Source organism: Paenisporosarcina cavernae (genome assembly GCF_003595195.1).
Classification (GTDB): Bacteria; Bacillota; Bacilli; order Bacillales_A; family Planococcaceae; genus Paenisporosarcina; species Paenisporosarcina cavernae.
Window position 1 is genome coordinate 160,772 of sequence record NZ_CP032418.1, and the last position, 26,750, is coordinate 187,521.

Here is a 26,750-nt window from a genome sequence, read left to right on the forward strand (position 1 = left end):
CGTGCAGCCGAGTTGCTTATCGTTTTTTATGATTTTCTTATTCAATGGAAAACGTACGATTCGGATAATCGATGATAAGTTTTTTGTTCTTCGCAGCATCTACTCCTAAAATGCCGTCTAGCGAAATGAACTCCCCAAATTCACCAAGTGTTTCACGAATATTTTCAAGTAGTAGGCTAGTACTATTTGATAGAGTTAGCGACAGTTCCTCAAGAGTGTTAAGATTTCGTTCCGCAACATCACCTAAACCACCGGATACGCGTTTCTCGGTTTTTACGTGTAAGTGAGGCAGTTTAGATAAGATTCTTTTGTGAAAATGCGATTTGTTGGCACCTGTATCCAGTCCAAATAGAAGTGGAATGGAGTCCTCTGCTTGTAAATGGACAATTGGGGATCCACTGAAAAATAAATTTTGGTGTCTTTCTGTAGTAGGAATGGATTTCGCAAATGTCACCTCATTTTGGTGGAAATCGATTGTGAGGCAAAGGTGCTGCAAAATGTCCCAGCCGATTATTCCTTGGATTGTTTCTGACTCCTTCGTAATTGGATGTTCAAGTGTAACAATGGAATCGTCAAGCACTAGTGCAGCTTGATTTTGAACAGTGATAGCACCGATTTCAAACTCATCAATCCACGCAAGATCCGTTTGAAATGACTGATTCGTAGAATTTTCGACGGAGAGAGCAGATCCAATCGAAATGGGCAATTTGCATTGTTCTGCCACTGATTTTGCAAGTACGGTCATCTCTGCTCCCGTATCCACCCAAAAACGCAAGTCCTGCCCGTTTAATCGGACATCGCAAGAAGCGCATCCAGAAATTGTTCGGTGTAGAGGAAGTGTTTCTTCATCCTGTGAGAAATCTAGCGAAAACGCGGGACGACTCGCATAGAATGCTGCTACATGACGGTTAGTGTGATCGATGGCTTCATCTGCTAATAAGCCGAGGCGAACAATGTCATCCCATCTGCGCTCGGATAGGATTAATTGGAAAATAAGATTCGCGACTTCTCCATGGGTCTCAGGATCTGCAAGCGATCGTTTTTCTTGAAGGAATGAAATACTCTCTTCCACTCTTCCGGCGCAAATGAGTGCATGAATTTTCTCTTCTAATACTGTTTCCATCATTCAAGTCCCCCTTCAGCCATTTTTTCGCCCACGTCGAGTAATTCTTGGAGAAATAAAGAAATATTTCCTACAAGTACGCAACCGTGACCTGTACATAAATAATGCACATCATATGTAACAAGTTGACGCAAACCGTTTAGTAAATTCTGCAGGTAATCCCCTTTCACACTTCCACTTCGCATGTAGTCTAACCACGCTATACGGAGGTCTTGCCCTTCGCCGATGAACCCATCTTGTGATAAGGGGTCTCCAAAAAAGCATAGAAAATCTCCGGTGAATAACGCTTTTTCTGCTGAATGGTAAAACGCAACGGAACCTTTCGTGTGTGTTTCTACATGAATGACGTCCACCGTTTCTTGTATAAACGCGTCGTCAAATCCTGGAGTGAAAGAGGATGGAGAATCGTATTCCATGGATTCGATTTCTTCTGGATGGATGAGCTTTTTCGCGTTTGGAAATAATATCGATCCTTGTACATGATCCTCATGCCCGTGTGTTGCTAAAAAGTACGTAACGTTTGATGCTTCTTTTCTGAGAGTGTTGATTGCGCCTTCAAACTCGTGCAAATGAATGTTTTTACAGCTATCGATGACGACGAGTTCTTTCTCTATTTGAAAGATGTAACTGTTATTCCACGTCTTCCATTCTGTATCCCAAATCGCGATTACAGAAAGTGTATCTGTGATTGGTTCTATGTAATTTCGCATAAATGTTCTCCTTTTAAATAATCGAATCTGTATTTATTTCTTTTTCATCCGAAGGAACTCCTGCAACAAGGAGTGTTTTATTCCCCAAAAGCACAAAACCTAGGAGAACGAGAAGAATTCCTGTTCCTACCAACATCCATTCGATGGCAATGAAATCGGCAAGTGGGCCGAACATAAGCATTCCTAGTGGCATCATGGAGGTCGAAATCATCCCAAGTACTCCGAAGACGCGTCCGAGATAACTTTCTTCTACCTTCTCTTGAAGTAATACGGTAGCTGGCGTATTGAAAAAGGGCATGGAGAGGCCAATGAGCGCCATGCAACCTAAATACAACCAAAAGATGGGGATTGCTCCGAGTCCGATGGTGAAAATGCCCATTAAAATCGTGGTCAGAACCATTGTGTGGGTCCGATTCTTGTAGCCACCCCAGACGGCGATGAGCGCACCGCCTAGTATCATTCCAATGGAGAAGGCGATTTCAATGGCAGTTAAGCGCCAAACATCCGGTCCAAATGTTCGCACGACCTGCAGAGGAGTAAGAAAGGCAGCGGGTGCCACCAACACAAAAATGCAGGCGAAGAAGAAAAAGAACGGCTTTAAAAAGGGATGGGTACGAATATACCTAATACCTAATTTTAAATCTTCTATATACCTAAGTTGTTGACGATCGAGAGACTTGGCATGAGCTGGGATTTTCAAGAAAAACCCCATAATACTAATCGCAATTGCAGCCGTTACTACATCGATCAGAAAAATCGTTTCCATGGATGCGAATGTGAGTAATCCAGCGCTTGCGATCGGAGCGAGTAACATAATCGATGCTTGAATACTTCCATTAAACCCATTCACTCTCGTTAACTGTTTTTCCGGGACAATTTGCGGCAAGATGGCTCCTACTGCAGGCGTTTGAATGCCAGCACCTAGCGCCCGTATAGCCGACATAACAAAGAGGAGGGTGAGTGTTTCATACCCCATGTAGAATAAAATCGCCAGAATTAGAGTGGAAACAGCAATAAAGCCATCCGCATAGATAATCAGGAGTCGGCGATTGTAGCGGTCTGCCCATACGCCTGCAAACGGCGAAAGGAAAAATGTTGGGAGAAACCCGCAAATAATCGAAATAGTCATCATGACCCCGGATTGAGTTTCAAGGGTGATATACCACATGATGGCATATTGAACGAGCGCAGAACCGAATAAGGAAATTGCTTGGCTTGATAGGAAAAGTGTGATGTTCTTCTTCCAATGAGGTTTGTCTAAATCTGTAACTTGGTTCATGGTGATTCTCCTTCACTGAGTTGCGTACTATTAGTATTCGAGATGGTTGTGAATAAACCTCTTTATACTTTTTAATCTTCCTTAAATTAACTTTCAAGGTAGTCTATTAAACTTCTCCATGAACAAAAGTTCTAAGAAGAAAATTTAAATGAATTTGACTTACGGTATATTCCCAAAAAAAGATAGAGGAATTTACAAATGTAAAAAGTATTTGACATTTTTTTCGATGATGCTATGATGGAAATGTCAAATAGTTTTTACATTTTTAGAAGAAGGGGAATTTTATATGGATTATGTAAAACTTGTATACTCATTTATATTGCTAGTAGTTGGGATCATGATTTTCATTGCACCGTTTTTTCAAAAGACTGATGAAAGAAGAAAGTTCATTAATTCTAAAGCGCATTCATATGCATTTATTGTTGTGATAGGAATGCTACTATTAGAAGTTGTTCAATCGCTTTATTTCCAATTTCAAGGGGATATTTCTTCGACCGGTAATGGGATTTCACCTCTTGTGTTTCTTTCTGTCGTTTCCATTATCTATGTATTAACCTTATTATTTTATAAGAAAAGTTACGGTGGTTAAGTGGAGAATCATATTCGGGAACTGAGAAAATCAGTCAAGCTGTCTCAAGATGAACTTGCGAAGCGTTGCCATGTTTCTAGACAAACAATAAATGCAATTGAAAATAATAAATACGATCCTACACTACAATTAGCATTTGATATAGCTCGTGTGTTAGATACCACAGTTGATAAGCTCTTTGAGGGCAATTCCATTAAAAATGGTAAGTAGTTTTTATTACCAGAGTTGTATTCCTTTGTTCAAGGCATAAACAGAAAAACACCTCAAGAGAGGTGTTTTTTACGTTGTTAATGACTTTCCGCTGGAATAAATGTGGCGGAATCTTTTTTCTTCTCCGATTGATCGACTACTGCTGCACCAACGACATCTCCTGCTACATTGGAAGCTGTTCCCGCCATTCCGATGATTGCATCAACACCGGCAATTAATGCCACAATTTCTAATGGTAAGTTGAATAATGTCAACACCACAGATAGTGTCACGAGTCCAGCGGCTGGTACGCCTGCTGTTCCAATCGACAATAACGTTCCGACGACTACGATTGTAATGAAGTCCATTGTCGAGAAGTCGACACCGGTTACATTTGCAGCGAATACGATTGACGCACCCATACGAAGTGCTCCACCGTCAGAGTTGAAAACGGCTCCAAGAGGCAAACTAAAATTCGTGATACGTTCTGAAATGCCTGCTTTTTTTGCACCTTCCATTGCTACTGGTAGTGTCGCAAGACTACTAGATGTGAAAAATGCAGTTAAAAATGCTTCTTTCATTGCCCCGTAGAATTTGCGAATTGGCACATGGAATAGTTTTAAGAATCCTGTGTAGACGAAAATCCAAAGAATGGCGATTCCTACATAGAAAACGGCGGTAAATTCGAGTAAGGATTTAAATGTGTCCCAACCTTGTGTGCCGAATGAAGTTGCTGCAATCGCGAAGATTCCAATTGGTGCGTACAGTAAAATCCCACGTAAAATTCGGAAGAATAACTCATTTGCTGCTTCAAAAAAGCGTTGCATTGTATTTCCGTATTGCTGCATTTTTTCTTCTTTCGAAAAGCGCATTTCTGCAATCGCAAAGCCAATAATAATGGCTAAAAATAAAATAGCAAGTAGATTCCCACTAACAAATGCTTGTACGAAATTGTCAGGGAACATGCTTAGAATGACATCTGAAACAATTGGTGTCGCTGGTTTTTCCACGACTGTATCTGTAGGAATCGATAACGATTCGCCCGGACTAATCCATAGCGCAAGAGCTAATCCGATTAACACTGCAGCAGCTGTTGTAACGGCGTAATACAAAATGAGCTTTCCGCCAGTTCTGCCAAGCTGTCTCGGGTTCATCTGAATGACTGCTAGTACGACCGTTAAGAAAATAATCGGTGCTGCGATTAAGTTGAGTAATTTAATGAGTAGTGTGCCAAGTGGTTTTAACACTTCCGCATCCACACCGAAAATAATGCCTACTACTATCCCTAAGACAAATCCAATAGTCATTTTGAGCGCAAAGGACGTGTCTTTGTATTTTTTCCACATAGTGAAATTTCCCCCTCGTCTTTCTAATTATCCATCTTTAAACCTACACTTGTTTGACTTTCTAGACAAGAAGGAATGGGTTTTTTAGCTTTTCCGTAAGACAAAAGCGCCGTGTCGACCACTTCGTTTGTCTTCTCTATAGGAAAATCCTTCTGCTGATTGAAATGTGCATGTTCGATCCAAGGTAATTTGGTTCGGAGATAGTCCGCATAATTCTAGTTGTTTTTTCACGACGCTTTGGTTATCGATATGGTATTTCTGTGACTCTTCTTTCCAAGAGATGAAGTTATCTGCATAACCTAAAGCTCGGAATTTCTCGGAAACGTCCGCATCTACTTCGAATTTTTCTTGGCTAAGTGCAGGTCCTAACACTACTTGAAACCCTTCTGGAGAACAGTCTTCTTTTTCGACGAGATGCGTAAATACCTTGCGCGTTATTTCTTTCACTGTTCCTTGCCACCCAGAGTGAATGACCCCGATGATTCCTGCTTCTTCATGTGTGAACATAACCGGAACGCAGTCCGCCACGAATGTCACAAGGACAATATCCTTTTCTTTTGTGAATAAACAGTCAGTATCTGCAACCGCATTTTCAAGTGAAGTGCTTCCTCTCCCAGCGTCTTCAAGTGATACTTCGTAAAAATTGGCACTATGCGTTTGGTTCATAAAAACGATTCGCGACAACGGATAGCAGATTGATTCCGCAAACCGATTTCGATTTTCCAAAACATCCTCTTTCGATTCACATGCGTGTAACGCAATATTGTTGTTTTCTTTTTGGGTTTCATCTTTTAGTGTGATACCCACTAAGAATTGTTCGTCATTTCGATACATTTTCATTTTCATCACCTTCTCTTAGTGTATCGAAAGTTGAAAGAAAACGTAACAGCAACTCTCATAGGGATGGTATGATTTGTAAAAAGTGAAGTTGTTGGAGGGGATGTGTACGTATGGGTAAATCAAAAAGTACCCGTAGAATTTCGTTGATTGTTGTCTGTTGCTGCAGTGGGCTTTTATTAGCTGCGTGTAATTCGAAGGAGCCAGAAATTCAACTAGAAGTGCACGTCTCTCCTATAAGTCCAAATGAATTTAACAAATTAGAACTGGGAGATCGAATAATAAATCCTACCATTGAAGATTTTCGTCAGCTCACGTTTCGTTTTCATATGGAACACTCTAACGCCATCGACCATCGGACGATACGAATGTTCGATGAATGGTCCAACACCCTTTATTCTATCGGTGGTCAACATCGCGATTGGGGTTCAACGAGTTCGTCTCAGGATAATGAAAATGAAAATTTTGCAAAGTATACGCACGATGTTGTTTTCTACTCGAGGGATGTCAGTGAGGAAGAATTGAAAAATGCCTTTGCTGATGCAACAATTTACATTAGTTGGTCGGATAGTCAGAAACACTTCCAAGAAAGAACCTATTCGATTGGAGAAAATCTGACATTTGAACAAGAAACGAAACAGAAATAATGGATGGAATGACGATGTTTCACCATGAATGGAGAGTAAATATGTCTACACCTATACATATCCTTGAACCGAAAGGAAAGAATCGACACGAAACGGTCGTTATCTTTCATGGTTGGGGATCTTCTATTGAAAATTACCGTCAATTTGCGAACGAACTATGTGAACTAGGGTATGAAGTGATGTTGCCTGAACTTTTATATCACGATTCTAGAGGACAACTTGAAAATATGTATGCGACGGAAACTATTCAGCGGCATTTTTGGGAGGTTATATTCCATACGCTCGAGGAGGCGAAGCATATTCTTTCTGCTGCGAGCAATCCTATCGAAAATACGAAAGTACTTGGAGTTTCACTAGGTGGATTTATTGCAAGTGGTATTCTAGCGCAAAACCCAGAAATCGCCGGGCTCGTAAATATTAATGGTTCAGGCGCATTCGAAATGTCGGAAACGATTTTCCGAAAGGAAAGTGGCAGAGAGGAAATGACGATGGAAGAGAGGGCGGTGCTACGAAAAGTCGATCCAATTCATCACCCGATACGAAACAAACAAATTCTTTGTGTCCACGGAGATGCGGATACGGTCGTATCGATGGAAGGACAGAAAGAATTTGTTCGGTCATTTGAACAAAGTAATGAGTTAACCTTTCGAGTGTATCCTGAAGTAAATCATACGATAACCGATGAAATGAGCGCGGATGTAATGGCGTGGTTGAAGAAATAGGGAAGGGGGTTAGGTAGTGGAAATAGTCGGTTTCCTTCTCATTATTTTTGTTGCGACGCTATTACAAACAATCACTGGTTTCGGGTTTTCCATCCTTGCGACTCCATTGTTACTCTTTCTAATTTCACCTGCAGATGCAATACAGGTAAATCTTATTTTGTCTTTCGTGCTATCTTTGTCCGTCTGGCGAACGCTGAAACGAGAGATGAATCGGGACATGTTAAAACGATTGATAATAGGAAGTCTTCCAGGATTACCAATTGGGATTGTGCTGTTTCTCGTCGTCAATTTGGTCGTGTTTAAACTAATTATTGGATTTGTTCTATTATTCGTAACCATCTTCGTCCTATCTCCTGTTACGCTGCACCCTTCAACTAAACGTGACGTAGGAGTTGGTGCTTTGGCAGGAGCTTTTACAACTAGTATTGGGATGCCTGGACCGCCAATTTTAGCTTATGTTACCGGTGCGAAGATGCCAAAGGAACAGCTACGTGCGACGACGCTTGCCTTTTATTTATTCATCTATCTTGTAAGTTTTGTGATGCAAGCTGTGGTGAGTGGCGTCCACTTATCCGTCTGGAACCATAGTTTACTCGCATTGCCTGTTTTATTCCTAGGCGTAGTTACAGGTCAGAAAATATTTAAACGAATTCCAGCGACAGTATTCAATCGTGTGATGTATAGCTTGTTAATCGTGACAGCAGGCATGTTAATCTTCGATGCACTCTCGGAATTTTAGCTTTTGAAAATGAAAAGCGCCTTTTCCATTCGTTCGGGAGAAGGCGCTTTCGACTATGCTACGAGAACCTCACTCATGAGAGCGAGTACATTATCTTCTGTGTCGCGGAAAAAGACCATCCACGTTTCAGTATTCCCTAATTTCCCGACCATATGTGGAGTGTCCGTAAACTCGATTCCTTGCTCTTGATACTTCTCATACGCTTCTTCTATATTCTCTACATTCAAATACAAAACAGAGCTAGCACTTTCAAATGCAGCAGATTCTGGTTCACTTAGTAGCAGTCGAACATCTCCGCATTGGAAGAGTGCTAAGTTTCCTAAATTGACGATTAACGGGAGTTCTAGTTTCGTTTCATAAAAATCGACAGCACGCGCAAAATCCTTCGCAACGATTCCGATTTGACCAATCGATGTAATCATCATTTCCACTCCTTTCATTCTTTTCTATCCTACCGAATACCTGAAAATTTTGAAAGTTTTTTTGGTACAATGAAATGACAGAGAAGCAGGGGGAGATAACGATGAATTCCACGAAATCGTTAAAAGAAAAATTAGCATTTTACAAATACAACCGAAAACTCGTTTTACATGCACCCGAAGCGGTTGATGTGTTGGAGGGAGATTCGCATGATCGTTCGTTTGAAGAAGGGGCATACGATTTAATTGTTGCGTTTATCTACACGATCGATGAATTTAAACCGCTGATAGCGGAGATTACTCGACGTCATGCAATCGCAGATGGAGGGTATGTGTATGTTGCGTATCCCAAAAAGAATAACAAAGTATATAACATGTTCATCGAGCGAGACGAGTTATACCATCCAAACTATTTCGACGAGAATGGAATCGTTCACGGGACGAAGTTGAAGTTTTCTAGAATGGTGAGTATGGATGACATTTTTACGGTGGTGGGAATGAAAGTAGTGTCTGAAAAGAAGAGAAGCTCCCCTACCAAAAACTCGCAACGTGTAGATGATTATCTTTCGTTCATTCCTAACATCAAGACTTTTTTAACGAATGAACCAGAAGTCCTCGCGATTTACGATAACTTAACAGCTGGTTACCAAAAAGATTGGGCACGGTATATATTTAGTGCAAAACGTGAAGAGACTCAAGATAAACGAAAAAATGACATGATGGAAGTGTTGAAAGCGGGCTATAAAACGATGGATTTATATCGTCGAAAAAAGTAATTCAACAAATAATGGAAGCAGGAATAAGTATGAACGTAGAGCGATTGACAGAAGAAACACGAGAAGCTTTTTTGCAGTTTAGTAAGAATCATCGACAACATGTAGATGACTCGCATTTGTATCCGGATGACTTAAACAATTTTGTTGTGAATGAAGAAAATCCAACGTATCTTGTTCGCGATGAGGCAGGGGAAATTCTTGCTGCTGCCTCCATCATGACGGGCGGTTATTATCAAAAAAGTAATAGTGGTCGATTCCGGATTTTTTACTCGGAGTCGAAATTAAAGGCACATTATCAGGCTCTTTGGGAGTCGCTCAAACCTAACGTCACTTCATTAACAAAAACATTCGTCTTTGTTCCGTTAACCGATCAAGAAACCGGAGAAGCACTTCGGGAAGTGGGATTTACGATTGAACGCTATTCGTTCATCTTAGTGAAGAAAATAGGGGACAAGCCGGAGCTTCATTTACCAGAAGAGCTTGAACTGAGATCGCTCAAACGTGGGGAAGGACAAATTTGGTGTGATATTCGAAATCCATCATTTGCTACGCTCAAAGGCTCCGAAAAAGGCCAAGAACCAGTAGAAGTGGAACAATCGTTTGACCGTGAGGATTATTTGGAAGGAGGCAAACTAGTCCTCTATTTAGACGGAAAAGCAGTGGCGGTTGTCGCGTGCTCGAAGGATGAGTTAGACGAAATTCCAACGGTGGATATTGGTCCGCTTGCCGTGCACCCTGATTATCAAGGGAAAGGATTCGGACGATTGATGCTTCGTGCTGCAGAACAATTCGCCTACGACAAAGGATATACGCAAGTTGTGCTATCTGTTAACGGAGAAAATGAGCGAGCGAAGCGGTTATACGAGCAAGAAGGTTTTCAACAAATAGAAGGCGTCGCGTGTTACACCTACTTGTTCGGAGAATAAATTGTTTTATTCCCAGAAAAAACTAACTATTTCACAAACCGAAATAATTACTAGATATTTCGGACATTTCCTGCTAGTATATCCTAATTGTGCAAAGCGAAGGAAGGATAGGAAATGAAAGAAAAGTTAAGTTTGTTCTCCTTAACATGGCCGATATTTTTAGAAGTGTTTTTATTCATGTTAATGGGAATTGTCGATACATTTATGTTATCTGCGTTATCGGATGATGCAGTGTCAGGTGTTGGGGCTGCTAATCAATACATCCATATCGCGATTTTGATATTAGAAGTGGTGGGAACGGGAGCGTCTATTGTTGTGGCGCAGTATTTGGGATCAAAGCGTTTCAAAGAAGCGGCCGAAATCTCCGCTAATGCAGTAACGATGAATTTAATTGCTGGACTTGTGATGAGTGTAGCGTACTTTTTCTTTGCGAAAAACATGATGGTCGCGATGAACTTGCAAGGCGAAGTGTTGATGTATGCGGAAAGTTACTTATCAATTGTTGGGGGAGCGATTTTCCTTCAAGCAATTATTAATGCGCTCGCAGCGATTATACGTGTTCATGGATGGACGAAACAAACGATGTATGTATCACTTGGAATGAATGTCGTGCACGTCATCGGAAACTATGTGCTGATATTTGGGAAGTTCGGATTTCCGGAATTGGGAGTAGAAGGTGCAGCGATTTCTTCTATCTTTAGTCGATTTTTAGCAGTGCTCGTATTCTTTTGGTTATTTTATCAAGTGTTAGAGTACCGCTTGAAAGTTTCGTACTACTTCCGGTTAACTAGGGAGTACGTGAAAAAGATTTTGCGCATTGGGATGCCATCGGCGTTTGAGATGGTCATCTACCAAGCCACGCAAATTGTCTTTTTATACTACGTGACGTATTTAGGGGCAGAATCACTCGCTGCACGGCAATACGCGATGAATATTTCGATGTTCACGTATTTATTCGCCATCGCAATTGGAATGGGGACAGCCATTATTGTCGGTCGGTACATTGGAGCGAATGAAAAAGATGCCGCGTATGTTCAAGTGTGGAAAAGTTTGCACTACGCACTTATTTTTACGGTTAGTGCAGTTGCGATCATGGTCATTTTCCGAAAACCACTCGTTGGTGTTTTTACGGACAATCCAGATGTGTTAAAGCTTGCGACAACAGTGATTGTTTTGGGAATTTTACTCGAAACTGGGCGTACCTTTAACATTGTCATTATTAACTCCTTAAAAGCATCTGGCGACGCCAAGTTTCCCGTCATGATGGCTGTCCTTTCGATGGTGCTCATGAGTTTACCCCTTGGATACTTGTTTGTCTTTGTCCTCGATTTTGGGCTTGTCGGCATCTGGTTAGCAATTGCGGCAGATGAATGGTTACGCGGCGTCATTATGTTCTTCCGGTGGAGAAGTCGAAAATGGGAAAAATACGCACTCGTTTCACCAAAAGCAAAAGCAGCGATTCCAGAATAGGGATCGCTGCTTTTTTTGATGGCATTTAAGGCATCACTTTTTTCGGGGCGTACTTACTTCCGATATAAAAAATAAGAGGTGTTCCAATAATCGTTGGTAACAACCATACCAATATGTACGGCAAGTCTTGTAAAAATGGTAGTTGATCAGCATTTGTGACAAGCGTTGCGGTGACAACACCAATATAAGACCCGAGCATTCCACCAATATGAGGGCCGAGAAATCCTCTTTTTCGCCGTTTGATGGAAAGGTAGCCCCATAATGCAAATCCATAGGAGAAGATCGCGATAAAAAATAAAAATGCGCTTTTTTCCCAAGAAAGGATGGCCAAAATGATGGCGGAAACTGCAACGACTACGTAGGAAGCATGGTATAGCTCGCCAGCGAAGGTATGGAGACCTCGTCGTTTTCGAGCAAACATAGCAGCGAGCCCACTAATAAGGCAGATGAAACCGGTAACAATATGAATCGTGAGAATCATTCCGTACAATTTGATATCCTCCTAATGCGACTGACATACACCGAGTGGATTTCCATCAGGATCTAAAAACGTAAAGTAACGCGTTTTTCCCTCTCCAGAAATCGCATTTACTTGAACATGTTGATCAAGTAAATATGCGTGCAGACCATCAAAATCATCTGTTAAAAAATTCACATATTTTTCTACTCCATAATTGTTATCAGGGAATGTAATTCCGGTATGACCCGGCGTCTCTACTAAGCACAATACAGGGTGGGAGTGTTCGGATAGCCTCACAACTGCCCCTTCTTTTTTGACATAGACTTTCTGACAGCCAAGTATCGATTCGTACCAGTCGGCTGCAAGTTGTGTATTCGTGACGGGAATAAAAATTCCTTCTACACCTTTAAGTTTGGACGACATATTAAAAACCTCCTAAAGAATTCCTCCTTCTCCATATTCGGGATTAAGAAGGAAATTCCTTTAAAAGGTTTTTGTGATCATTCTCAGATTAATAGGGTGCGAGTGTCGAAGTTGCGGGTCTCGAGTCATGCGGATGTGCGATATCGCTTGAAATGGTGCGATTCATACGATTTCGTGTGCGATTCATGCCGAAATAAGAGTAATTTATCAAATAGTTAACAGAGACTCGTTATTTTTCTTCTCCGAAAAGGTCCATACTTAAGTAGCGTTCACCTGTATCGGGTGCGATGCACACTACTTTTTTGCCTTTACCGAGTCGTTTTGCGACTTCAATCGCCGCGTAGACAGATGCACCTGCAGAAGGTCCGACAAAAATACCTTCTTCACGAGCGAGGCGTAGGAACATGGTGATCGCATCGTCATCCTCAATTTGCATAATTTCATCATAAATCGATGTGTTCAAAATTGGCGGGATAAATCCTGGGCTCGTTCCGACTAATTTGTGTTTTCCTGGTTTTCCACCGGAAAGAACGGGTGAGCCTTTCGGTTCTACGACCGCGATATATAGATTCGGGAAATGCTCTTTCAACGTTTCCCCTGTCCCTGTAATGGTTCCGCCAGTTCCAGCAGATGCGACAAAGGCATCTAGTTGTCCGCCAGTTTGTTCAATGATTTCCACTGCAGTTGTCCCTCGGTGGGCATCTGGGTTTGCGCTATTTTCAAATTGCTGTGGAATAAAACCGTTTGGCGTATTTGCGAGAATTTCTTCTGCTTTTCGAATCGCTCCCGGCATTTTCTCCGCTTGAGGTGTCAGCACCACTTCGGCACCAAATGCTTTTAATAAATTGATGCGTTCCTGCGTACTGTTATCAGGTAGCACTAAAATTGCTTTATATCCACGTGCAGCAGCAACCATCGCCAGTCCGATACCAGTGTTGCCACTTGTAGGCTCGATGATCGTATCTCCAGGTTGAATGCGTCCTTGTTTTTCCGCTTCAACAATCATATTGTTCGCTGCTCGGTCTTTCACGCTTTTCGTTGGGTTGAACATTTCTAATTTCACATACACGTCCGCCGCATTTTCGGGAACGAGTTTGTTTAATTTTACTAATGGCGTATTTCCGATTAAATCGGTGATATTTTCATAAATCATGGGTTTGCTCCTCTCAAATGCTAGTCCCTCTATTTTACCGCAAATGACGTTATTCCGCCAAAACCGAGCGCTAAAATCGGGATTAACATGCAGAAAACAGTTCATTTTTTCCAATTGTAGCAACTAAAAACGCAGCTGGCGCAATAAATACCGTAGCCATTCCGTTCGATCTTGCTTGGAAATATTGTGCGTTAGTCCTGTAACAACCGCTTTACGAGGTTGTTCCTTCACCAATTCCTCTTTTAAAATCTCTAAACTTTCTAGTTCTAACGGATCTGTCACGTGTAGCTGAACGTCTTCGATTTCTTCGATGACAGTTTCTGCAGAAATCGTAACAACTTCTAACTGTGATTCCGATTCAAGCAATGCCTCCGTAACATATGCTTTTTTAGAATGTGCTGCTAAGATGTCCGTCTTTTCCACAAGCATGGCAGAAAGTTTTTCAAAGTCATGTGGCATCGGTTGAAGCAAGATTAGCTCGGAGTAAGCGCGCAAAAATCCTTTCATCAAAACAAGTAAGTCGTACCGTGTTTCTTGAATGCTGTCGCCGTACACTTGATCAAGTAATTGCAGCAAGGAATGATTTAACCGGTTATCGTAACCTTTTAGTTTTTCAAAAAGCTCTTGGTTAATCGAATGCATATGTTCTTGGATGAATACTTTGGCGAATGAGGCATGTTCTTCGAATATTGATAAGTTAAATAGAAAGAACGCATGAAGTTTCTCCTTCGGTGCCGTCGAACTGTTCACGAAATCGTCAATTTTTCCCAAAATGAACTTCATAAAATAATCAAAGATGGAAAGTAACAATTCATCTTTCGACTTGAAATGTAGATAAAATGCGCCTTTGGAGATTCCGCACGCCTCTGTAATATGTTGAACTGAAGTCGCTTCAATTCCGTTTTGGGCAAATAACTCGATGGAGGTATCTACAATTAATTGTTTTTTAGACATAAAATAGGTTCGCTCTTTTCTATGGAAATTGACTTTTGACTATGTGGTCATTATTATAAAGAAATGTGACTGAGTAGTCAAGAAGGGGAGAAATAGAGTGAATTCAATTGTTCGGTTTGTATTAAAAAATAAGTTAGCGGTTTGGTTAATAACCATTATCGTGACAATATCAGGTCTTTATTCCGCGACTCAGATGAAAATGGAAACAATTCCCGATATCTCGATTCCATACTTAACGGTTATGACCGTGTATCCAGGTGCAACACCGGAAAAAGTAATGGATGATTTGTCGATTCCGATTGAAAAGAAAGTGGAATCGATGGAAGGCGTAAAGGCAGTATTCTCAAATTCGTACGCGAATATGTCGAGTGTACAATTAGAATTTGAGTATGAAGTAGACATGGATGAAGCGAAGCGGGAAGTGCAATCGTTAATCGATCAAGTCACTTTCCCAGAGCAAGCACAAGATCCAATTATTACTCGCATCAGTATGAATATGATGCCTGTTATTGCACTAAGCGTGAGTAGTAGTAAAGAAGATATTGTTTCCCTTACTTCATTAGTGGAAGACGTTGTCGTTCCGAAAATCGAGAAAATTGACGGCGTTTCTTCTGTAGCGGTGTCTGGTCAAAATATCGAAGAAGTAGAGCTAACGTATGATGAAGAAGCACTCGCAAAGTATAATGTGACGAAAGAATCGATTGCGCAAATGATTCAAGCGAGTGATATGGACGTTTCACTCGGACTTTTCCAATTTGACGATGCAGAAGAAGCGGTCTCTGTGGACGGGAAGCTCACAACAGTCGATCAGTTAAATGACTTGCTGATTCCAGTGACGCCATCGGAAACACAACCTCTACCAATGGTGAACTTAGGCGAACTTGCATCGATTGAGTTAGTTGGAAAAGTAGAATCTGTTTCTCGTACAAACGGGGAAGAAGCGATTGCAATTCAAATTGTGAAAGCGCAAGACGCCAATACAGTAACGGTTGTGAATGAAGTGAAGGATGTCGTAAAGGAACTAGGTAAAACACATCCAGAACTGACCATCGATACAACACTTGACCAAGGAAAACCAATTGAAGATTCTGTTGAAACAATGATTAGTAAAGCATTGTTCGGGGCGGGATTTGCCGTGCTGATCATCTTATTATTCTTACGAGATTTTAGATCGACGATTATTTCCATTGTCTCCATCCCTGTATCGATTTTGATGGCAATTCTTATTTTGAAATGGATGGATATAACGTTGAATATTATGACACTTGGGGCGATAACCGTCGCGATTGGACGGGTAATTGATGACTCGATTGTCGTTGTGGAAAATATTTATCGACGGATTCACTTAAAAGAGGAAAGGTTAACTGGTGGACCTTTAGTCCGTGCAGCAACGATTGAAATGTTTAAGCCGATATTATCGTCGACATTAGTAACGGTTGCGGTATTTGCACCACTGATCTTTGTCGGTGGAATGGTGGGAGAATTATTTACACCGTTTGCCTTAACGATGACATTCGCACTCGGAGCATCACTATTAGTTGCGATTACGATTGTACCGGCAATGTCGCATCTTTTATTCCGCAAAAAATTAGCAACGACAAAACAACCGAACCAACATAAAGAGCAAGGGAAACTGTCGAATGGCTATAAAAAAGGCTTGGCTTGGACGTTGCGCCATAAGGTGGTTACGCTCCTTCTAGCATTTGTGTTATTCGGATCGAGTTTAGCGCTTGCACCAATTATCGGCTTCAGTTTCCTCGGTAGCGAAGAAGAAAAAATGATGTACTTAACGTACACGCCCGCTCCTGGGGAATTAAAAGAAGACATGCTGGAAAATGTGGAAGTCGTCGAACAAAAAATGATGGACCGCAAAGATGTCGATATTGTTCAAGTGTCTGTTTCGGACAAAGCAGATCCGATGGCCGCAATGGCTGGTGGTGGATCAAACGGAGCACTCCTTTTCGTTATTTTTGACGAGGATACGAAAAACTTCCAAGACGTAAAAGCAGAAGTGGAAGAAAGCTTGAAAAATATGGATCAATCGGGTGAATGGAAATCGCAAAACTTTGCAGCAGGCGGTATGGCTGGCAATGAATTAAGCTATACCATTTACGGTGATGACTTATCAAAAGTAGAAAAAGCAGTAGACGAAATCGAAGCTGCCATGAGTAAAAGTGACAAAGTGAAAGATGTGACTACTAGCTTATCAGATCGATTCACTGAGCATTCTTTAGAAACAGATCAACAAACGTTACTGCAATACGGATTAACGACAGGTCAACTAGCGATGCTGTTAAATCCGATGCAGCAAGAAGAAGTGTTAACAACGATCGAACGAGATGATACAACTATTGATGTGATCGTAAAAGCAGAAGACAAATCGGTGGATTCGTTTGATGCGTTACTCGACACAGAAATTCCAACTGCTATGGGTACAACCGTACCGCTTAAAGACATTGTCGAAGTGGAAGAAGGTTCCGCATCTTCTACATTGGACAGAAGCAAAGGACAATTCTACGCATCCGTTTCTGGGACGATTACAAGTAAAGACATTACAAAAGCTTCAGAGGACGTGGATAAGAAAGTAGATGCAATTGATTTACCGAATGGCGTGGAAATCGGCGTCGATGGTGTCACGGCTGACATGCAAGAAACCTTCACACAACTAGGTCTCGCAATGCTAGCTGCGATTGCGATCGTCTACTTCATCTTAGTTGTCACATTTAGTGAAGGTGTTGCACCATTTGCAATTCTGTTCTCCTTACCGTTCACCGTAATCGGTGCGTTCGTTGGATTGTGGATTGCCGGAGAAACCATTTCTGTCTCCGTCATGATGGGTCTACTCATGCTCATCGGAATAGTTGTCACGAATGCGATCGTACTCGTCGACCGAATCATTCACATGGAACGAGATGGAATGACAATGCGAGAAGCAGTTCTGGAGGCAGGTGCAACGCGTATTCGCCCAATCCTGATGACCGCAATCGCGACAATTGGTGCACTATTACCACTGGCGTTCGGATCAGAAGGCAGCGGATTAATCTCCAAAGCACTTGGTGTAACAGTAATTGGAGGACTTGCTAGTTCGACGTTACTGACACTATTTATCGTGCCGATTGTCTATGAAATCCTCTCCAAACTTTTCAAGAAGAACCGTGCAAAAGCGGCAACAAGAGAATATTAAAACGAAGACCATGGACTTTCGAGTTCATGGTTTTTTTGTGGGCAATAGTACGGGAGAGGAAGGATGTACTGATCGGTTTATATGAATCAGTGGGCGGATTAGGAAATGTAGAGGGCGCTTTTCAGTGAAATCACAGAATTTTCGTGAGTGAATTCGGTGCGATATTCCTAAAATTGGTGCGATTTTCATTCTATGCAAGTAAAAAGTGGATGTCATCACATCCAGTTCATGGTACGTTAAATCTATGAAAACATTTGTGAAAGATTATAAAAAAAATGACCAGTTGCGCCAATCGTTTGCAGATTTAGCGAAAAAAACGTTCGGCATCGACTTTGAAACGTGGTACCAGAATCGATACTGGAATGAGCATTACATTTGTTACAGCTATGCCTTGAATGGTGACATAATCGCAAACGTTTCGATTAATACAATGAACGTCTTTGTGCATGGTAACGTGAAAAAAGCGATTCAAATTGGGACCGTAATGACTAATCCAGCGTATCGTAACCAAGGGCTCGCTTCGGAACTACTTGAAAAAGTGTTTGCAGACTACGATTCGACATGTGATTTCTATTTTTTAGCGGCAAATGACCGCGCAATTTCTTTATATGAGAAGAACGGTTTCACTTCATGGATCGAAACGTCGTTTGTGATTGATGTTACAAATTATTCAAAACGAAATAGAGCACTCGAACCTGTTGAAATGACGGGAAAGGAATTCCTGAAACGAAAACGGAAGTCTATCCCTATATCCAACAAGCTAGCTGTCGAAAACGATGAACATGTGTGGATGTTTTACTACCTGCATGGATTCAACGCTTGCCTCTACACAACAGACCATAACCTTACGATTGTCGCCGAATTTGATCAAGAGACTTGTCATCTTTACGGCACTTTAAGTGAACGACCTTTCCATTTGGAACAACACTTACCAGTTATTCTTCACGAAGGGATTAACGAAGTCATCTGTCATTTCACTGTTGACGAACCTTTACCTGGACTTTTCCTAGCAGAAGACACCTCTAATAATTGGATGGTTCGAAGTGTAACGGGTGCTTCATTCCCCAAAAATACTCGGTTTCCTAAGCTCGCACAAGCATAAAGTGGAGACGTTTACCTGACAAAAGAGTCTTATGTAAGATGCTTTTTTATGGAATGAAATAAAGCAAACGCTAAAAATGAAGAATCTTATCAATGACTTTCTGGCGAAACACCACCGTTCGAACAACTAATGAGGAGTGATGAATATGTATCAACCCCCAAAACATATTGTTTCTGCAGCTGCTGTTGTGTTGAACCATGCGGGAGAAATATTACTTATAAAAGGACCGAGACGAGGCTGGGAAATGCCTGGCGGTCAAGTGGAAGAAGGAGAGTCGCTGCAACAAGCGGCCATTCGGGAAGTGAAGGAAGAGTCTGGGATTGACATTGAAATCGTACGTTTTTGTGGAATTTACCAAAATGTCGAGAGAAGTATTTGCAATACGTTGTTCTTAGCGAAAGAAGTTGGTGGAGAATGTACCACGTCTGATGAAAGCTTAGAAGTAGGGTTTTTCACGAAAGAGCAAGCAAAAGAGATGGTTACTTGGAAAAACTTTTACGAGCGAATTGAGTTAGCATTGTCAGCAGATAAACAACCGTTTTTAATCGAATTTTAACGACGGGAAGGAATGGAAACGGGATGAAGAAGTCTTGGATGAACAAGGACGCTTTAGAAGCATGGGTGCAAGAAGTGACGGGTGTGACAACTCCGTTAGTTGAAGTAAAGCAAACGGATATGAGTGGCGTATACCAGGGGAAAGATGAAACAGGACACTTTTTTGCAAAAATGGTCAGTGAAGCTGCTAGTTTTGAAGCAGATGTCACGCACTACTTGGCAAAACAATTTCCTACAGAAACAGTTGACGTGATCGCGATACATCCGGAGTTTTCATGGATGATTTTCCGTGAACTACCTGGAGAACCGCTTCGTGCGAACCAAACACAAGCAGCATATAAAGGAATGATTCAAGCCTATGCAAGGCTGCAACAACACGCTATTCCGCATGTGGATCAATTACTTGAACTTGGGGTAATTGACCGTCGAATTCCTGTGTTAAAGCAGGAAATCAACGACCATTTAGAAGCGCTTTGTGATACAGGACTTTCATTCGAAGAGAAAGCACAAGTTATGGCACTAAAAACCGAATTGCTTTCCATGTGTGATGAATTGAATGGACAGCTACCAGATACACTTGATCATGGAGATTTACATAGTGGAAATTGTTTTGTACACGAAGCAACGTATCGATTTTTTGACTGGGGAGATGCATCGATAACCCATCCATTCCTGAGTGTTCGTGTTTTTTGGAATTCTCTTGGTGAATTACTAGAAGAAGATACGGATGAAAAATGGATGGCGAAAATTCGTGAGTTCCGTCCCCTGTACTTAAACATGTGGGCAGAGTTTGGGAATGAAGAAACATTGCGAAGACAGCTTCTATTAGCGGAACAAGTAGGATGTGTATATCGAGCGCTAAGCTGGCATTTATATATTACGCCGTTTAGAGAAGACAAGGCAGATTCATTTGGAAAACCTGCGCAATGGTTACAACTGTTACTACATCACCGCGAAATGGTGGAAAATGACGAGTAATAACGTGAAAAGAGTTGGGACAAAACATCCATTTGTCCCAACTCTTTTTTAACGGTTATCGATTGTTTCTGGGTACATATCGTGATTCATCATCCGATGAGCGGCCATCTCTTCATACTTTGTCCCCGGTTTCCCGTAATTCGTGTAAGGATCGATACTGATGCCTCCGCGCGGAGTGAATTTCCCCCACACTTCGATATAGCGAGGATCCATTAGTTCGACGAGATCATTTAAAATGATATTCATACAGTCTTCGTGGAAATCTCCATGGTTACGGAAACTGAATAAATACAATTTTAATGACTTGCTTTCGACCATTTTGATATCTGGAATGTAGCTTATATAAATTGTGGCAAAGTCCGGTTGATTTGTAATGGGACATAGTGAGGTGAATTCTGGTGCGTTAAATTTCACAAAATAGTCTCGATACGGATGTTTATTATCAAACGACTCCAACAATCCAGGATTATACGAAAAATCGTATTGCACGTTTTTATTACCAAGCAATGTGACGCCTTCTAATTCTTCTGATTTTCTTCCTGCCATGTGATTTCCTCCTAAACGCCTCGTTTGTTGCCCCACATGAGTGCATGGAGCTGCGGTAAAACTCGAACGGTATTCATCATGCTCGAGTGCACGGTCTTACCTGTCAACCATTCTAATCTACTTAATAACGTTGCTGTTAAAGCGGCATCGTCCGTTGTAACGACATCCGGATTTCCGACTTGTAAATAGAATGGAACGTCAGGATAACGTGCATGTAAATTTTCTGCATACTGAAAGTCGATGTCATCAAATACAACAACTTTGAAACTTACATTGTTTTCACGTAATCGGTCCATCATGTACTCTAATTTCTCGAAATCGGTCGTCATTCCGGAGCTTGGCGGCTTTGGAGAAATGGTAATGTCATCTACTGACAACAACCACTCTTGCCAAAGCGATCCTTGTGTTTCAATCGCTGTCTTCCATCCTCTTTCCTTGCACTGGGCAATAAATACTCCCAAACCTTTATGCAAAAGAGGATTTCCACCTGAAATCGTGACATGCGAGAAACGATTTTCTCCAATAGCTAGTAGTGAATCAATGATTTGCTCTGAAGTCATCATCGTGCTTTTTCCAGTACCGTCCCATGTGAATTTCGAATCACACCAGTTGCATGAATAATCGCAACCAGCTGTTCGAACAAACATTGTTTTTTGACCGATGACCATTCCTTCACCTTGAATCGTTGGACCAAATACTTCCATTACAGGTATTTTCATCGGAAATCCTCCGCAAGGGGTCGATATACGACATAGCTTGTCGGTGTTTCTCTCACAAACACTTGCAGGCAACGAGGAGAATGAGCGAGTGTATCTAAATGTGCTTGCACAATTCCCCAAATTTTTTCTGCGATTCGCTCTGTTGTAGGGAAAACACCTTTAAATTCAGGGTGATTATTCATAACTGTATGGTCAAATCTGCTGTGAATCAATGATTTTAATTGTTTAAAGTCCACAAGAAAACCAATTTCATCTAAGTCATTTCCAGCAATCGTCATGTTAATGAAATACGTATGACCATGCATTTCTTGGCAAACTCCTGCCGATTGATGGTCAATGAAGTGAGCTGCAGCTAAGTGCATGTCTTTATTTAACTCATATCGGAATGAGTGATTTGTTTGAGGGTACAGTTGTTGAATCATGCGCGTGCACCTTCTAAATAGGTATCCAAACCATTTTTGCGTAATACACAAGCTGGACATTCTCCGCACCCATCTGCGCGAATGCCGTTATAACAAGTCAATGTTTTAGAGCGCACAAAATCTAACCCGCCTAAATCATCTGCGAGCTTCCATGTCGCTGCTTTGTCTAACCACATCAGAGGAGTATGAATGACAAAATCTTTTTCCATGGCAAGATTTAATGACACATTTAATGATTTGATAAATGTGTCTCGGCAATCTGGATATCCACTGTAATCGGTTTGGCTAACGCCAGTAATGAGGTGATCTGCACCAATCGAATGCGCGTAAACGGCAGCGAATGACAAAAACAACTGATTTCTTCCAGGAACAAATGAAGAAGGAAGTGTTTCTCCGTCTCCTTCTGTTAAAGGAATATCATCTCGCGTCAATGCATTCTCCGTTAACTGATTGATTAATCGCATATCCAAAATCTTGTGAGGGATATGGAGGGTTTGTGCTATTTCGGTCGCACAACGTATTTCTTCTTTATGTCGTTGTCCGTAGTCAAACGTAACTGCATGTACTTCATCAAACTGTTGAACAGCCCAAAGTAAACACGTCGTACTGTCTTGTCCACCACTGAACACAACGACTGCTTTCTTATTCTTCATATTCATTTCTCCTTAGTTTTTTAGAGAGGGAGTTTGCGAACCTCTTTGTCGTACATCACACATAATAGCATAAGCGACCGTTAAAAAGTCCATCGTCACGGAAATGTCATGTTGCATAATTATTTAATCTAATGTATCTTTATAGAATTATATCATGTGGAGGAATAGAGATGCTGGAAAAATTAAATGAGTATTTAAAAGAACTGGAGAAGGAATTATGGGGGATGAGTGATTATTTGTATCACCATCCTGAGTTAGGAGATCAAGAAGTTGAATCGATGAAGTTACTTTCTAGTTATTTGGAGAAGCATCAATTTATGGTGGAAAAAGGGATTGTCGGCAGAAAGACAGCATTTAAAGCGACCTTCGATTCGGCACTTCCAGGACCAACGATTGCGTTTTTAGCAGAATACGATGCATTGCCTGATATTGGCCATGGGTGTGGGCATAATATGATTGGAACAATGAGTGTAGGAGCCGGTGTGTTATTATCCAAAGTTGCGATGGAACTTGGTGGGAAAGTAGTAGTTTTAGGTACGCCAGCGGAAGAAACAAATGGTGCGAAAGTAGATATGGCCAGCAATGGTATTTTTGACGATATAGATGTCGCAATGATGGTACACCCTGCCGATCAGTCATACCAATCAGGAGACTCGTTAGCAATGGATGCGATTCAATTTAATTTCACCGGTAAATCTAGTCATGCTGCAGCATCACCAGAAGAAGGGATTAATGCGCTCGATGCGGTGATTCACTTATTTAATGGAATTGCGACGCTTCGACAGCATGTTCCTTCTGACGTTCGAATGCACGGTATTATTAAAGAAGGTGGAATAGCAGCAAATATCATTCCAGAAAAAGCGTCTGCACAATTTTACCTTCGGGCAAAAGACCGTTCGACCTTAAATGGTATTCGAAAAAAAGTAGAATTGATTGCATCCGGTGCGGCAGCAATGACGGGTGCGAATATAGAGACGCATCCTTATGAGCTTAGCTATGACAACATGAAAACAAACAAAACGTTATCTGCACTCTTTACGAAAAACTTGCTAACAAGTGGTGTAAAAAAAGTACATCCTGCGAAATCGTCTACGGGCTCGATTGACATGGGGAACGTGAGTCATGTCATCCCAGCCATTCATCCGTACATCGGGCTGGATGCTCCGGGGCTAATTGCACATACAAGAGAATTCGCAGATCGTACCATTACACCGGTGGGGCATGCGGTGTTATCTCAAGGAGTCTTTACGCTAGCAAAAACGGCTGCGGACATTTTGGGCAATGAAATACTCTTACAAGAAATCAAAGAGGAGTTTATACAAAGTAATGTATAAAGACTCGCGAGTGATTTTGTTTTGTTTCCTACATGTCTTTCTGAGAGACCAATACCCTGAATACTAAACAACAATAACTGAATAAAAATGAGAAGAGAGTAAGGTTTTTCACATCTTACTCTCTTTTTTATTCATAAAAATGCATAATCAGAATATTTAAACTTTGTTAAAAAGGCTTTGCAACTGAAAGATATCGTGTTATTATGCATTTACTTGAATAAACATTCAAAAATAAGGAGGAAATGAATATGAAAAAATTAGCCTTAGTAGTAGCTTTAACGGGAAGCTTGATTGGGTTGTCAGCATGTGGTGCAGCGACAGAAGATGATGCAGCTGCAAGTGGAGAGAAAAAAGTATTGAAGATGGGAACATCGGCAGACTTTGCACCTTTTGAATCGATGGATACATCTGGTGAAATAGTCGGTTTCGATATCGATTTAGCAAAATATGTGGCAGATGAGTTAGGGTATACGCTAGATATTGAAGATATGAAATTTGACGGTTTGATTGGAGCGTTACAAACAAAACGTGTGGATATGGTGTTAGCAGGAATGTCTGCTACAGATGAGCGAGATAAGAATGTTGACTTCTCTACAGAATATCATTCCTCTGGTGAAATGTTTCTAACAGTAAAAGACTCCGATATTCAATCTGTAGAAGATTTAGAAGGGAAAACAGTCGCTGTTCAATTAGGTACGATTCAAGAAGAAGGTGCGAAAAAACTGCAAGAACAAGTTGATTTTGAACTCAAGCCTGTAGATAGTGCCATGATTCTCGTCCAAGAACTACTTGCTAACCGTGTAGATGTAGCCTATTTAGATCAAGCAGTAGGAAAAGGTTTTATGGAAGAGCAAGATCTTGCTGGGTTTGAAGATACATCTTCAAGTTCCCCGGGAATGGCAATTGCTTTCCCAGAAGGTAGCGAGTTAATCGACGATGTCGATGCAGTGCTTGCGGAAATGGAAGAGAGCGGAAAGTTACAGGAATTAAAAGACAAATGGCTAAAAGAAGATTAAATCGTCATTACGTCTTCTGAAATAACCGTTAAAAGAAAGTAGGTGAAAGGCATGAATTTGGATTTTAGCCAAATCGTGCCTTACATTCCTTTTATCTTAGAAGGAATATGGGTAACGTTACAATTTGTTATTGTCTCGATCATTGTAGGATTTGTACTTGGAACGTTGCTATCTCTAGCAAAAATTTCAGCAAAAAAAGGATTGGTTTACTTTGCAGATGCGTATACGTCGGTCTTTCGAGGAACGCCGTTAATCCTTCAACTAATGCTCATCTATTTTGCGATTCCACAACTAACGGGCTATGATATCTCGCCTTTTCTATCCGCCATCATGGCTTTCGGGTTAAATTCAGCTGCATATATCTCGGAAATTATTCGTGCAGGAATTCAAGCGGTCGACAAAGGGCAAACAGAAGCGGCACTCGCTCTCGGAATTTCGTACCGTCCAATGATGAAGGACTTAATCCTCCCTCAAGCAATGAAGAACATTTTGCCCGCATTGATGAATGAATTTATCACGTTAACAAAGGAATCTGCCATTGTATCTACTATTGGCTATTTAGATTTAATGCGTCGGGCACAAATTGTTGGGGCAGATACGTATCGAAATTTTGAGCCTTTATTATTCGTGGGTCTCATCTATTGGATACTCGTGATGGGGCTAAGTAAAGTAGGAAAACGTGTAGAGAGAAGGTTAAATTACGATGATCAGCATTAACTCGGTATCCAAAACATTTGGTAAGAATGAAGTACTTTCATCTATTTCTAATTCGATCGATTCCGGTGAAGTGGTTGTCATCATTGGGCCATCTGGGTCAGGAAAATCGACCTTATTACGTTGCATGAATCATTTAGAAGAGCCAACGGAAGGAGATATTTCATTCCAAGGAGCACCGATTTCCGTTTCGAAAAATTTAGTGGACGTTCGGACGAAAGTGGGAATGGTATTTCAACATTTTCACTTATTTCCTCATTTAACGGTTGTCGAAAATTTGATGTATGCGCCTATGAAAGTGAAAGGGGTATCAAAAAAAGACGCAGAAACAAAGGCAGTTGAGTTGCTCGCGAAAGTAGGGTTATCTGAAAAAAGAGATGCATATCCAGGAAGCTTATCGGGAGGACAAAAACAACGTGTAGCAATTGCTCGTGCACTTGCGATGGAACCGGAAGTGATGCTATTTGACGAACCAACATCTGCGTTAGATCCGGAAATGGTAAAAGAAGTGCTGTATGTCATGAAGGATTTGGCCAACTCTGGTATGACGATGGTCATTGTGACACATGAAATGGGATTTGCGAAAGAAGTGGCAGATCGGATTTTATTTCTCGACCAAGGAAAATTGGTAGAGGAAGCATCCCCGACTGCTTTCTTCCTACATCCGAAAACCAAGAGAGCGCAAGATTTTTTAGCGAAAGTATTATAGGTGGCTACGAGAAGACTTTTCATCAGAAGGGTCTTTTTTTCTATTCTAAAAATCCT

General features: G+C 41.2%; 30 protein-coding genes and 1 riboswitch. Of the genes, 16 read left to right on the forward strand and 14 right to left on the reverse strand.

What is annotated here, in order from left to right; translation table 11 throughout:
- Nucleotides 1-37: 37 nt before the first annotated feature.
- From D3873_RS00870 to D3873_RS00880, 3 genes are read right to left on the reverse strand one after another with little or no spacing between them, the layout of a single operon-like run.
- On the reverse strand, nt 38-1,126 hold the full coding sequence (locus D3873_RS00870) for a retropepsin-like aspartic protease (protein ID WP_119882233.1): 1,089 nt from the start codon (nt 1,124-1,126) through the stop codon (nt 38-40).
- Nucleotides 1,123-1,833, reverse strand: a complete 711-nt coding sequence (locus D3873_RS00875; protein WP_119882234.1) for an MBL fold metallo-hydrolase — start codon at nt 1,831-1,833, stop codon at nt 1,123-1,125. Before D3873_RS00875 ends, D3873_RS00870 begins: the two co-directional genes overlap by 4 nt.
- A gap of 13 nt (nt 1,834-1,846) precedes the next feature.
- On the reverse strand, nt 1,847-3,112 hold the full coding sequence (locus D3873_RS00880; protein WP_119882235.1) for an MFS transporter: 1,266 nt from the start codon (nt 3,110-3,112) through the stop codon (nt 1,847-1,849).
- Nucleotides 3,113-3,398: 286 nt separating this feature from the next.
- On the opposite strand from D3873_RS00880, the gene D3873_RS00885 reads away from it, so the two are divergent.
- Together D3873_RS00885 and D3873_RS00890 are read left to right on the forward strand one after the other, a co-directional pair.
- The gene (locus D3873_RS00885) at nt 3,399-3,701 is read left to right on the forward strand and encodes a hypothetical protein (RefSeq protein WP_119882236.1); all 303 of its coding nucleotides are present in this window, start codon (nt 3,399-3,401) and stop codon (nt 3,699-3,701) included.
- Nucleotides 3,702-3,911: a helix-turn-helix transcriptional regulator gene (locus tag D3873_RS00890; protein WP_119882237.1), complete on the forward strand. Its 210-nt coding sequence runs from the start codon at nt 3,702-3,704 to the stop codon at nt 3,909-3,911.
- Between the two features lie 77 nt (nt 3,912-3,988).
- On the opposite strand, the gene D3873_RS00895 is transcribed toward D3873_RS00890, so the two are convergent.
- The gene (locus D3873_RS00895; protein ID WP_119882238.1) at nt 3,989-5,236 is read right to left on the reverse strand and encodes a dicarboxylate/amino acid:cation symporter; all 1,248 of its coding nucleotides are present in this window, start codon (nt 5,234-5,236) and stop codon (nt 3,989-3,991) included.
- Between the two features lie 84 nt (nt 5,237-5,320).
- Nucleotides 5,321-6,076: a peptidoglycan editing factor PgeF gene (pgeF, locus tag D3873_RS00900; protein WP_338014660.1), complete on the reverse strand. Its 756-nt coding sequence runs from the start codon at nt 6,074-6,076 to the stop codon at nt 5,321-5,323.
- A 110-nt stretch (nt 6,077-6,186) separates the two neighbouring features.
- Here pgeF and D3873_RS00905 point away from each other — a divergent pair, with 110 nt between their 5' ends.
- From D3873_RS00905 to D3873_RS00915, 3 genes are read left to right on the forward strand one after another with little or no spacing between them, the layout of a single operon-like run.
- Nucleotides 6,187-6,720 carry a hypothetical protein gene (locus D3873_RS00905; RefSeq protein ID WP_119882240.1) on the forward strand — a complete coding sequence of 178 codons (534 nt, stop codon included), beginning with the start codon at nt 6,187-6,189 and terminating at the stop codon, nt 6,718-6,720.
- 41 nt (nt 6,721-6,761) lie between these two features.
- Complete coding sequence (locus D3873_RS00910; protein ID WP_162920093.1) at nt 6,762-7,442, forward strand: alpha/beta hydrolase; 681 nt, start codon at nt 6,762-6,764, stop codon at nt 7,440-7,442.
- Nucleotides 7,443-7,458: 16 nt separating this feature from the next.
- Nucleotides 7,459-8,181 carry a sulfite exporter TauE/SafE family protein gene (locus D3873_RS00915; RefSeq protein WP_119882242.1) on the forward strand — a complete coding sequence of 241 codons (723 nt, stop codon included), beginning with the start codon at nt 7,459-7,461 and terminating at the stop codon, nt 8,179-8,181.
- Nucleotides 8,182-8,234: 53 nt separating this feature from the next.
- Here D3873_RS00915 and D3873_RS00920 read toward each other — a convergent pair whose 3' ends face one another.
- Complete coding sequence (locus D3873_RS00920; RefSeq protein ID WP_338014661.1) at nt 8,235-8,603, reverse strand: VOC family protein; 369 nt, start codon at nt 8,601-8,603, stop codon at nt 8,235-8,237.
- Nucleotides 8,604-8,704: 101 nt separating this feature from the next.
- Between D3873_RS00920 and D3873_RS00925 the strand changes: the two genes are divergently transcribed.
- The 3 genes from D3873_RS00925 (at nt 8,705) to D3873_RS00935 (ending at nt 11,772) form a co-directional block, all read left to right on the forward strand.
- Complete coding sequence (locus D3873_RS00925; RefSeq protein ID WP_162920094.1) at nt 8,705-9,376, forward strand: YdeI/OmpD-associated family protein; 672 nt, start codon at nt 8,705-8,707, stop codon at nt 9,374-9,376.
- A 29-nt stretch (nt 9,377-9,405) separates the two neighbouring features.
- Nucleotides 9,406-10,302, forward strand: coding sequence for a GNAT family N-acetyltransferase (locus D3873_RS00930; protein WP_162920095.1), 897 nt, complete (start codon nt 9,406-9,408; stop codon nt 10,300-10,302).
- Nucleotides 10,303-10,416: 114 nt separating this feature from the next.
- Nucleotides 10,417-11,772 (forward strand): MATE family efflux transporter, encoded by a 1,356-nt coding sequence (locus D3873_RS00935; RefSeq protein ID WP_119882245.1) that lies wholly within the window; start codon nt 10,417-10,419, stop codon nt 11,770-11,772.
- Nucleotides 11,773-11,797: 25 nt separating this feature from the next.
- Here the strand turns inward: D3873_RS00935 and D3873_RS00940 are convergent, their stop codons facing one another.
- The 4 genes from D3873_RS00940 to D3873_RS00955 form a co-directional block, all read right to left on the reverse strand.
- Nucleotides 11,798-12,268 carry a DUF2306 domain-containing protein gene (locus D3873_RS00940; RefSeq protein ID WP_119882246.1) on the reverse strand — a complete coding sequence of 157 codons (471 nt, stop codon included), beginning with the start codon at nt 12,266-12,268 and terminating at the stop codon, nt 11,798-11,800.
- 6 nt (nt 12,269-12,274) lie between these two features.
- The gene (locus D3873_RS00945) at nt 12,275-12,655 is read right to left on the reverse strand and encodes a VOC family protein (RefSeq protein ID WP_119882247.1); all 381 of its coding nucleotides are present in this window, start codon (nt 12,653-12,655) and stop codon (nt 12,275-12,277) included.
- Nucleotides 12,656-12,884: 229 nt separating this feature from the next.
- Nucleotides 12,885-13,808 (reverse strand): cysteine synthase A, encoded by a 924-nt coding sequence (gene cysK, locus D3873_RS00950; protein WP_119882248.1) that lies wholly within the window; start codon nt 13,806-13,808, stop codon nt 12,885-12,887.
- 123 nt (nt 13,809-13,931) lie between these two features.
- Nucleotides 13,932-14,762 carry a TetR/AcrR family transcriptional regulator gene (locus D3873_RS00955; RefSeq protein ID WP_119882249.1) on the reverse strand — a complete coding sequence of 277 codons (831 nt, stop codon included), beginning with the start codon at nt 14,760-14,762 and terminating at the stop codon, nt 13,932-13,934.
- Nucleotides 14,763-14,859: 97 nt separating this feature from the next.
- Here D3873_RS00955 and D3873_RS00960 point away from each other — a divergent pair, with 97 nt between their 5' ends.
- The 4 genes from D3873_RS00960 (at nt 14,860) to D3873_RS00975 (ending at nt 20,581) form a co-directional block, all read left to right on the forward strand.
- Entirely contained in the window at nt 14,860-17,946 is a 3,087-nt protein-coding gene (locus D3873_RS00960) for an efflux RND transporter permease subunit (RefSeq protein WP_119882250.1), read from the forward strand.
- Nucleotides 17,947-18,190: 244 nt separating this feature from the next.
- The gene (locus tag D3873_RS00965) at nt 18,191-19,048 is read left to right on the forward strand and encodes a GNAT family N-acetyltransferase (RefSeq protein WP_119882251.1); all 858 of its coding nucleotides are present in this window, start codon (nt 18,191-18,193) and stop codon (nt 19,046-19,048) included.
- Between the two features lie 139 nt (nt 19,049-19,187).
- Nucleotides 19,188-19,604 carry an NUDIX hydrolase gene (locus D3873_RS00970; RefSeq protein WP_119882252.1) on the forward strand — a complete coding sequence of 139 codons (417 nt, stop codon included), beginning with the start codon at nt 19,188-19,190 and terminating at the stop codon, nt 19,602-19,604.
- A 23-nt stretch (nt 19,605-19,627) separates the two neighbouring features.
- Nucleotides 19,628-20,581, forward strand: coding sequence for an aminoglycoside phosphotransferase family protein (locus D3873_RS00975; RefSeq protein ID WP_119882253.1), 954 nt, complete (start codon nt 19,628-19,630; stop codon nt 20,579-20,581).
- 48 nt (nt 20,582-20,629) lie between these two features.
- On the opposite strand, the gene queF is transcribed toward D3873_RS00975, so the two are convergent.
- Genes queF through queC form a run of 4 tightly spaced genes read right to left on the reverse strand, consistent with a single transcriptional unit; the run spans nt 20,630 to nt 22,921 of the window.
- Nucleotides 20,630-21,127 carry a preQ(1) synthase gene (gene queF, locus D3873_RS00980; RefSeq protein WP_119882254.1) on the reverse strand — a complete coding sequence of 166 codons (498 nt, stop codon included), beginning with the start codon at nt 21,125-21,127 and terminating at the stop codon, nt 20,630-20,632.
- Nucleotides 21,128-21,138: 11 nt separating this feature from the next.
- Entirely contained in the window at nt 21,139-21,846 is a 708-nt protein-coding gene (queE, locus tag D3873_RS00985; protein ID WP_119882255.1) for a 7-carboxy-7-deazaguanine synthase QueE, read from the reverse strand.
- Entirely contained in the window at nt 21,843-22,268 is a 426-nt protein-coding gene (locus tag D3873_RS00990) for a 6-carboxytetrahydropterin synthase (protein ID WP_119882256.1), read from the reverse strand. Before D3873_RS00990 ends, queE begins: the two co-directional genes overlap by 4 nt.
- On the reverse strand, nt 22,265-22,921 hold the full coding sequence (gene queC / locus D3873_RS00995; protein ID WP_119882257.1) for a 7-cyano-7-deazaguanine synthase QueC: 657 nt from the start codon (nt 22,919-22,921) through the stop codon (nt 22,265-22,267). Before queC ends, D3873_RS00990 begins: the two co-directional genes overlap by 4 nt.
- Before the next feature lie 6 nt (nt 22,922-22,927).
- Nucleotides 22,928-22,971: riboswitch (PreQ1 riboswitch) on the reverse strand.
- A gap of 120 nt (nt 22,972-23,091) precedes the next feature.
- Between queC and D3873_RS01000 the strand changes: the two genes are divergently transcribed.
- The 4 genes from D3873_RS01000 to D3873_RS01015 all read left to right on the forward strand — a co-directional run bounded on the left by D3873_RS01000 (nt 23,092) and on the right by D3873_RS01015 (nt 26,694).
- Nucleotides 23,092-24,255 carry a M20 family metallopeptidase gene (locus D3873_RS01000; protein WP_119882258.1) on the forward strand — a complete coding sequence of 388 codons (1,164 nt, stop codon included), beginning with the start codon at nt 23,092-23,094 and terminating at the stop codon, nt 24,253-24,255.
- 248 nt (nt 24,256-24,503) lie between these two features.
- Nucleotides 24,504-25,271: a substrate-binding periplasmic protein gene (locus D3873_RS01005; RefSeq protein WP_119882259.1), complete on the forward strand. Its 768-nt coding sequence runs from the start codon at nt 24,504-24,506 to the stop codon at nt 25,269-25,271.
- A 51-nt stretch (nt 25,272-25,322) separates the two neighbouring features.
- Nucleotides 25,323-25,988 (forward strand): amino acid ABC transporter permease, encoded by a 666-nt coding sequence (locus tag D3873_RS01010; protein WP_119882260.1) that lies wholly within the window; start codon nt 25,323-25,325, stop codon nt 25,986-25,988.
- Nucleotides 25,975-26,694 (forward strand): amino acid ABC transporter ATP-binding protein, encoded by a 720-nt coding sequence (locus D3873_RS01015; protein WP_119882261.1) that lies wholly within the window; start codon nt 25,975-25,977, stop codon nt 26,692-26,694. Before D3873_RS01010 ends, D3873_RS01015 begins: the two co-directional genes overlap by 14 nt.
- Nucleotides 26,695-26,750: the final 56 nt, after the last annotated feature.